Annotated in this window: 9 protein-coding genes; 3 read left to right on the plus strand and 6 right to left on the minus strand. The window is 75.6% G+C overall.

Features of this window, described 5'->3' with window-relative positions; all coding sequences use genetic code 11:
* The first annotated feature begins 8 nt into the window (after positions 1-8).
* Complete coding sequence (locus OG500_RS29795; protein ID WP_329584548.1) at positions 9-1,307, plus strand: nucleotide disphospho-sugar-binding domain-containing protein; 1,299 nt, start codon at positions 9-11, stop codon at positions 1,305-1,307.
* A 107-nt stretch (positions 1,308-1,414) separates the two neighbouring features.
* Here OG500_RS29795 and OG500_RS29800 read toward each other — a convergent pair whose 3' ends face one another.
* The 6 genes from OG500_RS29800 to paaI form a co-directional block, all read right to left on the minus strand.
* Positions 1,415-2,524 carry a PP2C family protein-serine/threonine phosphatase gene (locus tag OG500_RS29800; RefSeq protein ID WP_329584551.1) on the minus strand — a complete coding sequence of 370 codons (1,110 nt, stop codon included), beginning with the start codon at positions 2,522-2,524 and terminating at the stop codon, positions 1,415-1,417.
* Between the two features lie 139 nt (positions 2,525-2,663).
* A complete protein-coding gene (locus tag OG500_RS29805) occupies positions 2,664-2,870 on the minus strand; it encodes an MbtH family protein (RefSeq protein ID WP_327069940.1) in 207 nt (68 codons plus the stop codon).
* A gap of 182 nt (positions 2,871-3,052) precedes the next feature.
* Positions 3,053-3,259, minus strand: coding sequence for a DUF4287 domain-containing protein (locus OG500_RS29810; RefSeq protein ID WP_327069941.1), 207 nt, complete (start codon positions 3,257-3,259; stop codon positions 3,053-3,055).
* 134 nt (positions 3,260-3,393) lie between these two features.
* On the minus strand, positions 3,394-4,929 hold the full coding sequence (locus OG500_RS29815) for an AMP-binding protein (protein WP_329584554.1): 1,536 nt from the start codon (positions 4,927-4,929) through the stop codon (positions 3,394-3,396).
* 246 nt (positions 4,930-5,175) lie between these two features.
* Complete coding sequence (gene paaK, locus OG500_RS29820) at positions 5,176-6,531, minus strand: phenylacetate--CoA ligase PaaK (RefSeq protein WP_329584556.1); 1,356 nt, start codon at positions 6,529-6,531, stop codon at positions 5,176-5,178.
* Positions 6,528-7,028, minus strand: a complete 501-nt coding sequence (gene paaI / locus OG500_RS29825; protein WP_329584558.1) for a hydroxyphenylacetyl-CoA thioesterase PaaI — start codon at positions 7,026-7,028, stop codon at positions 6,528-6,530. Before paaI ends, paaK begins: the two co-directional genes overlap by 4 nt.
* A gap of 351 nt (positions 7,029-7,379) precedes the next feature.
* Between paaI and OG500_RS29830 the strand changes: the two genes are divergently transcribed.
* Positions 7,380-8,246, plus strand: a complete 867-nt coding sequence (locus OG500_RS29830) for a DUF4132 domain-containing protein (RefSeq protein WP_327069945.1) — start codon at positions 7,380-7,382, stop codon at positions 8,244-8,246.
* Positions 8,243-13,186: a DNA-binding protein gene (locus OG500_RS29835; RefSeq protein WP_327069946.1), complete on the plus strand. Its 4,944-nt coding sequence runs from the start codon at positions 8,243-8,245 to the stop codon at positions 13,184-13,186. The genes OG500_RS29830 and OG500_RS29835 overlap by 4 nt, the downstream gene beginning before the upstream one ends.
* Positions 13,187-13,188 lie beyond the last annotated feature (2 nt).

Here is a 13,188-nt window from a genome sequence, read left to right on the forward strand (position 1 = left end):
GAGCACCTGTGTCCCGCATCATCACCGTCGCCATGCCCGCGCACGGCCACACCGGTCCACTGCTGGCCATCACGGCCGATCTGGTCGCCCGCGGCCACGAGGTGGCCTTCCTCGGCGGCAGCCGGTTCGCCGAGGCGGCCGGGGCCACCGGCGCGCGGTTCGTCGCGCTGCCGCCCGTGGCCGACTTCGACGACCGCGACATCAACGCGGCCTTCCCCGGGCGGGCGGAGCTGCCGGCCGGTCCCGAGCGCGCCCTCTTCGACGTCCGGCACATCTTCATCGACCCGATACCCGCTCAGTACCAGGCGCTGCAGGCGCTGTTGGCGGAGTTCCCGGCGACGGCGGTGATCGGCGACAGCCTCTTCCAAGGCATGCTGGGGCTGGCCCTGGCGCGGCCGAAGGGCGAGCGGCCGGCCGTCGTCAGCATCGGCACCGCCCCGCCCACCCTGCAGAGCGTGGACACCGCGCCGTTCGGCCCCGGGCTGCCGCCGCTGGCGGGGGAGCAGGGGCGGCAGCGCAACCTGGCGCTGAACGCGGAGGCGACCAGGCGCGGCGAACCGCTGCGGCAGTATGCCGCCGCGCTCTTCGCCAGCGTGGGGGTCGCCCTCCCCGAGGGGCCCCGGACCGACACGATCGTCCGGGCGCCGGACCACTACCTCCAGCTCACCGTGCCGGGCTTCGAGTACCCGCGCAGCGACGCCCCGGCGTCCTTCCGGTGCATTGGCGCGCTGCCGCCGCTCGCCGCCGCCGAGTTCGAAACCCCCTCCTGGTGGCACGAGTTGACGGACGACCGGCCGGTGGTGGTGGTCACCCAGGGGAGCCTGGCCCACGACGACCTGACCGAGCTGCTGGTCCCCGCGGTGCGGGCGCTGGCGGACCACGAGGCGCTGGTGGTCGCGGTCACCGCCCGCCCGGACGGTCCGCAGGCTCTGGCCGAGAGGTTGGGCACGCTGCCCGGCAACGTCCGGGTGGCCGGCTACCTGCCCTTCGAGCGGCTGCTGCCGCACGCGGACGTGCTGGTCAGCAACGGCGGCTACGGCGGCGTGCACACGGCGCTGCGGCACGGCGTGCCGCTGGTGGTCGCGGGCGCCGGCGAGGACAAGCCCGAGGTCGCCGCCCGGGTCCAGTGGAGCGGCGCCGGGCTGGACCTGCGCACCGGACGCCCGGCGGAGGCCGACCTCGCGGACGCCGTCGGCCAGGTGCTCGGCGAGCCCGCGTTCCGGGAGCGGGCCCGGGCGCTGAGCGCCGAACTCGCCGCGCACCGGCCGCTCGACGCGATCGCCGAGCTGGTGGCCGCCCTGGGGTGACGCCGGGCCCGCTGCACCGGGCGGGCCTGCCGGGCCGGGCGGGCCGGGCTAGCCTGCTGCGCCGGGCGGGGCTGTCGTGTCGGGCGGTCCTGCCGTGCCAGGGCGGGTCAGGGTCCGCCCGACCCGGCCCCGTCGGCCCGGCAGGTCACCGCCAGCAGCGCCATGTCGTCGTCCCGGGGGCCGCCGGTCCACCGCTCGACGTCCCGGGTCACGGCCGCCACCAGCTCCCGCGGCGCGTCCCGGTGTCCCAGCCCGGCCAGCTGCTGCAGGGGGTCGTAGAACTCCCCGGCGCCGTTCCTGGCCTCGGTCACCCCGTCGGTGACCAGCAGCAGCGTGTCGCCCACGGCGAACGGCCAGTGGTCGGGCCGCGGGCGGGGGCCGCCGAGGGCGGCCATCCCGAGCGGCACCCCCGGATCGCCGGCGTCGAGCCGGCGCACCCGGCCCCCGCCCGCGGGCAGCAGGTAGGGGCCGGGGTGGCCGCAGTCGAGCAGCCGCAGCTCGCCCCGGAGCGGATCGAACTCGCCGAGCAGCGCGGTGATGAAGCCCTCCATCCGCAGCTCCTCGTCGCTGTGCGCGACCTCCCGCAGCAGGGCGTGCTCCACGCTGTCGGCCAGGGTGACCAGATCGGGCGCCCGCTCGGCGTTCTCCCGGAAGGCGCCGAGCAGCACCGAGACGGCGGTCACCGCCTTGAGGCCCTTGCCCCGCACGTCCGCGATCAGCAGCCGAACCCCGAACGGGGTCTGCTGCACGGCGTAGGCGTCCCCGCCGATCAGCGCCTCGGTCTGGGCCGCGGTGTAGCCGGTGGCCACCCGCAGCGGCCCGACCTCGGGCGGTGGCGAAGGCAGCACGGCCAGTTGGGCCGCGCGGGCCACCGACTGCAGCAGGTCGAGCCGCCGCCCGTGCCGGGCCACCACCTGGTTGAGCCAGAACCCGACGGACACCGCCAGCAGCGTGTTGGCCAGTTCGAGGTAGCCGGAGTCGTTGCCGACCGAACCGTCATGGGCGAGCAGCACCAGGATCCCGACGACGATCGCGACGCTGACGAGCACCGTCTCGCGGAACGACAGCAGCGTCCCGGCCGTCACGGCCGCCGCGGCCAGCATGGGATCACCCCAGTACTCGACGGGGGCCAGGGCGTTCCAGGTCAGCCCGGCGGCGATCAGCGCCCACGGCGCCAGCCGCACGTAGCGGGGCAGCCGTTCGGAGATCGATGTCATGGGCGACCACGCATCCCGGGAGAGGTGGGGCTCTATCGATCGTATCCGCCGCCCCGCCCCGCGGCCAGGCACGCCCGCCCGTCCCGGACACCGTCCGTCAACGGGCGGTCACGGCCCACCGGCTCACCCGCCGGTGGCGTCAGGTCGTCGCGCGGGCGAGGCTCGCGGGGCGCATGTCGGTCCAGTTGGCCTCCACGTACTCCACGCAGTCCTGGCGGACGGCCGGGCCGTGCACCACGGTCCAGCCGCGCGGCACCTCGGTTCGGGCGGGCCACAGCGAGTGCCGCCCCTCGTCGTTCACCAGCACCAGGTAGCTGCCGTCGACATCCTCGAACGGGTTCGTCATCGCTCTGTCCTCATCGTCAGGTGCGCTCGGGCGTGTGGACTTCCGGGTGCGTCCACCGAGGGGCGGGCATGGTGCTCGGGCCGGGGCCGAGTGTGGCCACCGGCCCGGAACGGAAGACCGCGACGACGCGAACTGGGGATGAATTCGCCGAGCGTTGCCCGTTGCCCGGGCATCCCCGTGGATCAGCGGCCCTCGGCGAGGGTGTGGGCGACGAGGGCGTTGGCATGGCCGTGGCCGAGGCCGTGCTCGGTCTTCAGCCAGGCGACGAGTTCCATGTGCCTGCGAAGGGGCGAACTGCGGATGAGCTCCTGCCAGTGCGCGACCGGGTGGCCGTACTTCTGCTCGATCGAGGGGAAGTAGCTGGCGGGGCCCTTCACCGGTGCCGTCATGAGCGGGTTCCTTCCGGGGAGCGGGGTCCGTGAGGACGATGCGCCCAGGCTAGGGGCCGGCGCTGACAACGGCGCCCGGGCTCCGCGGGGGAGTACCCCGCGGAGCCCGGCGCGCACCGGCGGCCGGCGTCCGGTCAGGCGGCCTGCTCCTCCGCCCGGCGGCGCAGCAGCTTCTTGTCCGGCTTGCCGACGTCCGTGAGCGGCAGCGCCTCGGCGAAGGTGATCCGGGCCGGCTCGTACATCGCGCCGCGCTCCTCGCGCACCATCGCACGCAGCTCGGCCTCGTCCACCGTGGCCTCGGGCGCGAGCACGATCACGGCGTGCACCTGCTCCATCCGGTCGGCGTCGGGGACGCCGAAGACGGCGCTCTGCAGGACCTGGGGGTGGGCGTTGAGCACCTCCTCCAGCTCGGTGGTGTAGACGTGGCCGCCCACCACGATGATCATGTCCTTCAGCCGGTCGAGGATGTAGAGGTAGCCCTCCTCGTCGAAGCGGCCGAGGTCACCGGTGTGCAGCCAGCCGCCGCGCAGCACCTCCGCGGTCAGCTCGGGCTGCTTCCAGTAGCCCTCCATGACGGCGTCGGAGCGCACGCAGATCTCGCCGAGCTCGCCGGTCGGCAGCGCGCGGCCCTCGGGGTCGCGGATCTCCACCTCGACGCCGGGCAGCACCTTGCCGGCCGAGCGCAGCAGTTCGGGGCGCTCGGGGTCGTGGTCGGCGGTGCCCAGCGTGCTGATCCCGCCGACCTCGTTCTGACCGTAGAACTGGAAGAGCACCGGGCCGAACCGCCGCAGGGCGTCGAGCAGCCGGGCGGGCGAGGCGGGGCAGCCGCCGTAGACCACGCTGCGCAGGCTGGAGGTGTCGGTGGTGGCCGCGTCCGGGTGGTCGAGCACCTGGTAGAGCAGCGGCGGCAGGACGAACAGCTGGGTGATCCGCTCCCGCTCGACGGTGGCGAGCACCTCGGCGGCGTCGAAGTCCTCCAGCAGCACGACGGTGCCGCCGCCGCCCAGGGTCCGGTCGGCCAGGTGGCCGGCCACGTGGGCCAGGGTGGTGCAGACGAGCTGGCGCTCCACCTCCGCCAGCTCCTCCAGCTTCCGCTGGAACGCCTCGGCCTGGCGGAAGGTGGTGCAGATCCCCTTGGGGTGGCCAGTGGTGCCGCCGGTGTGGCGGATGCTCATGATGTCGGTGGGCTTGGCCAGCGCGGCCAGCGGCTCGGCCGACTGGCCGGCGGCCAGCTCCAGCAGGTCCTTGCCGACCCCGGCCGGGCCCAGCGTCAGGACGGTGGACACCGGTGCGAGGTCGAGCAGCTCGGTGGCGCGGTCGGCCAGTCGCGGGTCCACGATCAGCGCGGTGGTCTCGATGTCGCGCACGATGGCCGCCTGCACGTCCGCCGAGAGCTTGTTGTAGAGGTGGTTGACCGTGCAGCCGATCAGGTTGGCCGCGTAGCGCACCGCTATCGTCTCGGGCAGGTTGCCGCTCAGCAGGGTGATGGTCGTTCCGCTCCCGAGTCCCTGGTCGAGCAGCGCGCGGGCCATCCGGTAGATCAGCTCGCGCAGCTCGCCCGCGCTGATCCGCCGCTCCCCGTGGACCACCGCCTCCCGTTCGGGCCAGCGCGCGAGCGCGTTGAGATTTTCCTCCACGTACATGCCAAATGCTTGGTCGTCGCCAGACATGGCGGCCGGTCCCTTCTGCGGTCGGCGCGCGCTCCCCCTGCGCATCGTCGGCCCTTCGTCATATCCCTTGGTGTCAGCCTGTGGTGACGGACCAGCAGATCTGCTCGGGCCCGGGCATGCCCCGTCTCCGTACGGCTGGTTGCTTAAGGCAACCATACGTACGGTAATCGTATCCACACGCAAGATCAAGCGCCATGGTGACGGCGTGGTGACCCCGGGTAGGCGGGCGGGCGGGCCGGCCCGGCGTCACGCCCCGCGCAGGTCCCTGACCCGGCGGATCTTGCCGACCGAGCGCTCCAGGGTCTCCGGGTCGACGACCGCCACCGCCACGCTCACCCCGATCCCGTCCTTGACCGCCCTGGCGATCGCCCGGGCGGCGGTCTCGCGCTGCTCGGCGCCGGTGGCGGGCGATGCCGCCTCCACCTGGACGGTCAGCTGGTCGAGCCGTCCCTGCCGGGTCAGCCGGAGCTGGAAGTGCGGGGCCACGCCGGGGGTGCGCAGCACGATCTCCTCGATCTGGCTGGGGAAGAGGTTGACCCCGCGCAGGATGATCATGTCGTCGCAGCGGCCGGTGATCTTCTCGATCCGGCGGAAGGCGGGTCGGGCGGTGCCGGGCAGCAGGCGGGTCAGGTCGCGGGTGCGGTAGCGGATGACCGGCAGCGCCTCCTTGGTGAGCGAGGTGAGCACCAGTTCGCCGTGCTCGCCGTCCGGCAGCGCCCGGTCGGTGAGCGGGTCGACCACCTCGGGGTAGAAGTGGTCCTCCCAGACGTGCAGGCCGTCCTTGGTCTCCACGCACTCCTGGACCACCCCGGGGCCGATCACCTCGGACAGGCCGTAGATGTCCACGGCGTGGATGTCCATCCGCGCCTCGATCTCGCGGCGCATCTCCTCGGTCCACGGCTCGGCGCCGAAGATGCCCACCCGCAGCGAGGTGGCGCGCGGGTCCAGGCCCTGGCGCTCGAACTCGTCGAGCAGGGTGAGCAGATAGGAGGGGGTGACCATGATGATCTCGGGTCGGAAGTCCTGGATCAGCTGGACCTGACGGGCCGTCATGCCGCCGGAGGCGGGGATCACCGTGCAGCCGGCCCGCTCGGCGCCGTAGTGGGCGCCGAGGCCGCCGGTGAAGAGCCCGTAGCCGTAGGCGATGTGCACCTTGTGTCCGGGGCGGCCGCCGGCGGCGCGGATCGAACGGGCCATCACCCGGGCCCACATGTCCAGGTCGCGCTCGGTGTAACCGACCACCACCGGGCGTCCGGTGGTGCCGCTGGAGGCGTGCAGCCGGCGCACCTGGTCCATCGGCACCGCGAACATGCCGAAGGGGTAGGTGTCGCGCAGGTCGGCCTTGGTGGTGAACGGGAATCTGGCCAGGTCCGCCAGGCTGCGGCAGTCCTCGGGGCCGACCCCGGCCGCGTCGAACTTGCGGCGGTAGAGCTCGACATGATCGTACGCATGCCGCAAGGTGGCCTGCAGTCGGGTGAGTTGGATGGCTCGCAGCTCCTCGGGCGGCAACTTCTCGGCCTCGTCGAGCAGTTCGGCGGGCAGCGGCTCGCCCAGGCGTCGCACCGGCCCGGCCGACGCTCCGGTCGGCTCCCCGTCCGTCACTGCCCCGCCTCCCCGTCCTGCCCGGTCGCCGGACCGCCTGCCGGTGGGTACGGGGCCGCGGCGGGTGGGGCCGGGGTGCGCAGGTCCCGGCTGCGGCCGCGGAACTCCGCGATCACCTCGTCGCCGCGCAGCACGGTGACGTCGTAGACGCCGCTGCGCCCGTAGCGCACCCGCTCGCGCGCGGTGGCCACCAGCACGTCCCCCAGGTGGGCGGGGGCGACGAACTCGATGTCCGCGCCGGCCGCCACGGTGACCGGCCCGTGGCTGTTGCAGGCACAGGCGAACGCGGTGTCGGCGAGCAGGAAGAGGAAGCCGCCGTGGGCGATCCGGTGCCCGTTGACCATCGCCGCGGTCACCGTCATCCGCACCACGGCCCGTCCGGTGCCGTGCTCCAGCAGCTCGATGCCGAGCCCGCGCGAGGCCTGGTCGGCGGCCAGCATCGTCTCCACCGGCCCGAGCGCCCGGTCGGGGCCCTGTGTCACGGACGTCCGTGTCATGCGATCCACCACCCTGGTACCGACCGACCATTCGGTCTGTCTGCGGCACGGCCTAGTAATCCAGCATCCCCACGGCATGTCAAGGGTCGCCACTCCGGCCGCACGGACGGTCGCCGCCCGGCCCCGGCCTGTGATCTGCGTCATGATCGACTCCTGCCCGGCCTGGTGCGTACAGCGAGCATCCGCACCTCGCTGCAGACCCCGCCGCCCGCGGCCGCCGCGGCCCCGCCGACCCGTCGGCCGTTGTCCGTGTCGGGCGCTAGCTTTCCCCCATCACCGCGAAACGGGTGTCCGGACCCCCGTTCAGCTGCGGGGTTTCTGACGACGTGTCGAACACGAGGTGGGTCCGTTATGGGTTGGCTGGCGGCGGGTGACGGGTATGAGGTCGCCCTGGTGGAGGGCAGGGTGACGGCGCGCTCGACGCGCGGTCGCTCTGGTGGCAGGGTGCTGAAGTCGCTGCCGAAGGCGGTCCGGGAGCACCCCGAGACGGACCGGCTGCGCCGCTTCGCGACCTGGCTGGAGCGCCACGCCGTCTCCTGCCGCGAGCAGGTGGACGCCTGGATGGTCTCCTCGCTGCCGGTGCCGACCGGGCTGCTGGCGCGGGTGTGGCCGGACGAGGCCTGGCAGGCGGCGCTGCGCGACCTCGCGGTGGTGGGGGAGGGGGCCGAGGAGGTCGGGTTCCTGCGGGACGCGACGCCCGAGGGCGAGCTGCGGCTGGTCGACCTGGACGGCGAGACGGTGCGCATCGCGCCCGCCACGGTGACGCTGCCGCACCCCGTGCTGCTGGCCGACCTGGACGAGCTGCGCGAGTTCGCCGCCGAGCTGGGGGTGGTCCAGGGGGTCGAGCAGATCCACCGGGCGACCTGGCGCAAGCCGGCCGAGCAGCCGGAGAAGGCCACCGAGGTACGGGAGTTCGCCGGTGGCCGGTTCTCCTCGCGGTTCGGCCTGGCGGCCCGCGCCACCTCGCTCGGCTACCGGGTCTCGGGCGGCTACGCGACCGGGCGGGTGCGGGATGCCGGGCAGACGGTCGAGCCGGCGGTGTGGATCGGCGAGCCGTACTGGGACGGCGTCGCCGAGACCGGCGCGCTGAGCTGGCGGGACGCGGACGGCCGGGCGCTGACGCTGCGCGAGGTCGGCCCGGTCGCCTGGTCGGAGGGGATGCGGATGGCCGCCGCGCTGTACGCGGGCCGCACCGTCGAGGAGGTCAAGCAGGCATGAGCACCCCCGCCGACACACCCACCACGACACCCACCACGACACCCACGAACGCCCGGGGGAACAGCACTGTGACGACGACCGAGGCGCGGGCCGCCGAACTGCTGCGGGCCGGCGCGGTCCTGCCGCCGGGCACCGAGGGCGCCGGCGAGCGCGCCGTGCCGCTGACCACCCGCGGCTACCGCCACCCCGGCCTGGACGGACGGGTCGTGGTGCGGCTGGTGCCGGCCGAACTGGGCGCGGCGGAGGACCTGGTCGCCGGGTTCCTCGGGCTGGAGCCGGACGGCGCCCCGGCCGAGGTGGGCCTCGGCCTGCGCCAGGCGCTGGGCTTCCCCGAGTGGGTGCTCGCGCACCACCCGCAGGACGGGCACCACGCGCTGGGCGTGGTCCCCGAGGTGGAGCGGCTCGCCCGGCAGGCCGCCGGCCGGCCCAAGGCCGCCCTGGACGGCTACCTGGCACTGGGCGAGCGGCTGGCCGCGGCCGTGCCGCACTTCCTGCCGACCTTCTACGAGCAGGCGGGCCGGGTCTTCCTCGGCGCCGAGAACCCGCAGTACGCCGCCCAGTTGTTCACCCGGGCCCGCAAGGCCGAGGCCCAGCACGGCCTGCCGGTGGACGAACAGCGCCTGGACGCGGTCTTCCTGGAGTTCGCGCTGGCCGGCGCGCTGCCCGTCAAGGTGCTGTCCGGGTACGCCAAGGAGCTCGGTGCCCGGGTGCCGGCCGCCGAGGCCTTCGAGCGGTTCCGGCACCTGTGCCTGCGCCGCACCGCCGGCGGCCTGGAGCCGTCCGCGGTGATGGCCACCGACCTGCGCCGGCTGGCCCGGGCGGCCGCGCTGGACCCGGAGGCCGCCGAGGGCGCGTACCTCGCCGAACTGCTGGAGCTGCCCGCCACCCTGCGTGCCGCCACCGGCTGGTGGCAGCGCCACCGCGCGGCCCTGGTGTCCCTGGGCCGGCGCGACCCGGCCGTCCGCGGCCGGCTGCTCGACCTGATGCCGAGCGCCCACGACGACGAGTCGGGCACGCTCTGGCTGGACATCCTCGCCGAGACCGGGGCGGTGGCGGGCCTGTGCGACGGCACCCTGCCGGCCGGGCAGCGCCCGTGCGACGGCACCGCCGGATGGTTCGGCCGCTTCCTCGAACGGCACGGCAGCCGCTGGGGCGGCCGGGCCCGGATCCCTGCGCTCTATCCGCTGGTCGACCGGTTGGTCGACCAGCTGCGGGCCGAACTCGCGGCGGCGGGCACGGCCCTGCGGATCCCCGAGACCGACCTCGACCTGCTGGACCAACTGCTGGCCCTCGGCGTGCCGGTGGCCGATCCGACCGAGCGCACCAGCCTGCGGCTGGACAACTGGGCGCAGGAGGAGCACCGGCGCGACCTGCTTGCGCTGGCCGCCGACCCGCGCTTCCACGCCGCCTTCCGCAGCGGCGCCGACCGGCTCGGCAACGGCCCGGCCGGACGCCAGGCCCTGGGTCTGCTGGCCCGCTCGCCCGGTGGCCGCCCGCTGCTGGCCGCCTGGATGGCCGAGGTCGCCCGCGGCTCCACCGCGGTGGGCCTGCCCGGGCTGGCCAACGCCTTCGACCGGCTGGGCTGGCTGCCGGGCGAGGTCCTGGCGCTCGCGGAGGAGGAGGTCCGGGCGGTGGCCGGCACCGACCTGGGCGCCCTGCTGGCCGGCTGCCTGCGGGCCGGGCTGCTCGACGAACTCGGCTGGCCCGCCTGGGACCAGGCCGCCGCCGAGCTGGTCCCGCGCAAGGACATCGACGAGATCGTGGTCGCCGACGCCTGGCCGCACCTGATCGCCTCCGGCGCCTCCCAGGCCCGGGTGCTCGACGCCGAGGGCACCGTGCTCACCCACGACCTGCGGTTCCCGGCCGGCGACCCGGCCGAGCGCGGCTTCCACTACGTGGACGGCTCGCTGCTGGTCCAGTGGCGCTCGAAGGCCAACAACCGCCAGGTGCTCGGCTACTGGCACACCGCCGCCGACCAGGTGTTCACCATGCCCGAGGGCACCGGCTGCCGCGGGATGCGCACCTACTGGCTCGGCTCGCTGGACACCCACGGCCTGCCGCTGCCCGGCGGTGGCCGCACCACCGGCCACGGCGTGGTGCGGGCCGGGGACACCGCGTTGCCCGCCGAGCGCGCCGTCATCGGCGACGGACGGTCCTGCTGGGTGTGGGCCGACCCGGAGGGCACCCGGCAGTCGGCCTGGCACGAGTACGACCCGGTCACCGACACCGTCGGCCGGGCGAGCGCGCCCGCCTTCCTCGCGGACGCGCTGCGCGGGGCGCCTTCGGGGAGCGTGCTGGAGTCCGGCTGGGTCAAGCCCGCGCCCACCGGGGACGGCGGCCTGCTCGGCTGGCGGACGATCCACCTGCCGGACGGCTCGCACCGCGGCGAGGACCTGGCCGGCGGTGCCGTCACCCTGGCGCCGCACCGGGGCACGCCGCTGCGTCTGGTGCACTTCCCGGGCGCCGCACGGCCGCAGGCCGTGGTCCGCGACGGCAGCTACGGCATCCGGCTGGTCGACGCGGACGGCGTCACCACCGCCACCGCCCGTACCGACGCCGCCCCCGGCGCCTACGCCCAGGGCACCCTGATCCTGCCCCCGCTGCGCTACTGGCACTACCTGCGCCCGCGCGACCCGCAGGGCTCGGCCGCGCTGCGCCAGGTGTCCGACGAGACGGCCGCCGCCCTGCTCGAGGCCGCCGGCGCGGCCGACCCGGAGCGCCCGGCCGAGCTGGCCGCCGAGATCCGCGCGCTGCTGCCCGAGGTCACCGACGAGGCGCTGATCGCGGGCATCGCGGGCGTGGTGCGCAGCGCGGTGGGCCCGCGGCAGCGGCTGGCCGCCGTCGCCGAGCGGCTGGAGCTGGAGCTCGCCGGCGGCGCGGCCCCGGCCGAGGAGGCGCCCGGGCCCGACGACGCGTCGCTCGGGCTTGCGCTCGACGGTCTCGGCGCGCTCGGCGGCTGGTACGGGGGCCAGGACTCGCGCGGCGGCGCCGAGCAGCTCTGGTTCCTCACCCGGGCGGCCCGCCCCGGGGCCCCGGCCGCGACGCCGGGCACCCTGCACCTGGACGCCCCGCAGGCGCCCTACCAGCGGCTGCTCTGGGCCGAGCTGCCCGCGCTGGCCGAGGCCGTCGCGCTGCGCGCGGTCACGGCGTCCTCCACCGCCGAGGACCGGACGGCGCTGCGCGGCTTCGTCGAGGTGCTGGCCGGCCTCGGCCTCACCAGCCCGGCGGGCGCCGCCCGCTGGCGCAGCGTCCGGCTGCGGCTGCCCGCGGCGCGGACGGCCGGCCGCGCCACCGGCGGGCGGCACGGCAACCCGGTGCGGCTGCTGCCGCTGGGCGACGGCGCCTTCCTGCTCGTCACCCAGAACAGCACCCAGGTCAACGGGGACATCGAGTGCGCCGCGCTGTTCCACGACCCGGCCGAGCGGTTCGCGGTGCCCGCCCCGTACGAACTGCTCGCCGACGCAGCGCCGGTGGCCACCGCGCCGGACGGGCGCGCCGAGGCCGTGCTCGCCGTCGCGGCCGAGCGCGGGCCGGCCCCGTGGTTCCCCGAGGCCGCCGCGCGGTTCGCCGAACTCACCGGCGTCACCGGCACGCTGGCCGCGCTGGTGGTGGCCGGCCTGCCCCGGCTGGAGGGCTGGCACCGCAACTTCCTGCCCCCCGGGACCCGCGCCCTGCTCGGGCTGAAGGTCGCGGACGCGGCCGTGGCCCGCGACGAGCTGCGCGCCCTGCCCCCGCTCACCCGCCGCCGGCTGCTCGCCGCCCTGCTGCCCGCCGACCCGGAGCAGCTGTGGACCGGCGGACCGGACGCCGAGGCGGCTGCCCGGGTGTGGAACGAGCTGATCGGCCGCCGGGTCGCCGTCCCCGAGGCGCTGCTGGCCGAGGCCGGCCGCGCCGTGCGCACCGAATTCTCCGCCCGCCAGGCGCTCGCCGCGGTGCTCGACCCGGCCACCACCCGGGAGTTGACCGAGGACCTGGTCTGGGCCGTCAAGGGCGACCGGGCGCACCCGACCGACCCCACCCGCACCGGGTTCACCGCGGCCACCCTGGTCGCCGTGGTCACCATGGCCGGCTGGCTGGCCCACCGGCTGCCCGCCGGCGACCCGCTGCGCAGCACGCTGCCGGCCGCGCTCGACGCCGTCCGGGCCCGACTGGCCAACCCCGACCTGCTGCTGGACCTCGGCCGGTACGTCAGCCTGTCCGGCTTCCGCAGGATCGCGGGCGCCCCGACCGAGACCGGCCAGGGCTACGAGCGCTACGGCGCGGTGCTGCTGTCCACCCACGACGACCAGCCCGCCCCCGCGATCCGCACCGCCCTGCTGGACGCGGCCGGCGAGGACCCGTACCTGCCGGTGCTGCGGGCCGACGGGGCCCAGCCCTTCCCGGCCGAGACCGCCCTCAAGGCGGTGGGCTCGGCGGACTTCGCGGCCCTGCTCGCCGACCCCGGGGACCCGGCCGCGGGCGAACGCGGCGCGGACGGCACCTGGTGGCCGCAGGACCCGTCCCGCTCGGTGCCCGACCTGGTCGCGGCCGTCACCGAACGGCACGGCCTGGGCGCGGACGCCGCCGTGCTGTACCTGATGCTGCTGGCCATGCCCGACCCCACCGACCGCAACACCGCCCGCTGGACGGGCTGGAAGCCGGCCCGGCTGAAGGCGGCCCGGGCCGAGCTGGCCGCGAGCGACCTGGTCGTGCAGGCCACCCGGACCCGCGCCGGTCGCACGCTCTTCCTGCCCGGCGGCTGGAGCGAGCAGAGCAGCCCGCGCCTGCCGCTGGAGACCTGGAAGCTGCCGATGTTCGACAGCACCCCGTCGAGCGCCCAGGTGCCCGGCGAGCCGGCGGCGGCGCTGTACCGCCGGGCCTGGCAGCGGCTGCTCGACGGGGACCTGCCGCGCTTCGAGGAGCTGCGCACGCCCCGCGCCCGCCGCGGCCGACGGCGCTGACC

The sequence above is a fragment of the Kitasatospora sp. NBC_01250 genome, from assembly GCF_036226465.1.
GTDB lineage: Bacteria > Actinomycetota > Actinomycetes > Streptomycetales > Streptomycetaceae > Kitasatospora.

Coding starts and splice junctions, on each gene's coding strand:
- OG500_RS29800 (WP_329584551.1), bottom strand. CDS start 2,524: ATGACATCGATCTCCGAACGGCTGCCCCGCTACGTGCGGCTGGCGCCG.
- OG500_RS29805 (WP_327069940.1), bottom strand. CDS start 2,870: ATGACGAACCCGTTCGAGGATGTCGACGGCAGCTACCTGGTGCTGGTG.
- OG500_RS29810 (WP_327069941.1), bottom strand. CDS start 3,259: ATGACGGCACCGGTGAAGGGCCCCGCCAGCTACTTCCCCTCGATCGAG.
- OG500_RS29815 (WP_329584554.1), bottom strand. CDS start 4,929: ATGTCTGGCGACGACCAAGCATTTGGCATGTACGTGGAGGAAAATCTC.
- paaI (WP_329584558.1), bottom strand. CDS start 7,028: ATGACACGGACGTCCGTGACACAGGGCCCCGACCGGGCGCTCGGGCCG.
- OG500_RS29830 (WP_327069945.1), top strand. CDS start 7,380: ATGGGTTGGCTGGCGGCGGGTGACGGGTATGAGGTCGCCCTGGTGGAG.
- OG500_RS29835 (WP_327069946.1), top strand. CDS start 8,243: ATGAGCACCCCCGCCGACACACCCACCACGACACCCACCACGACACCC.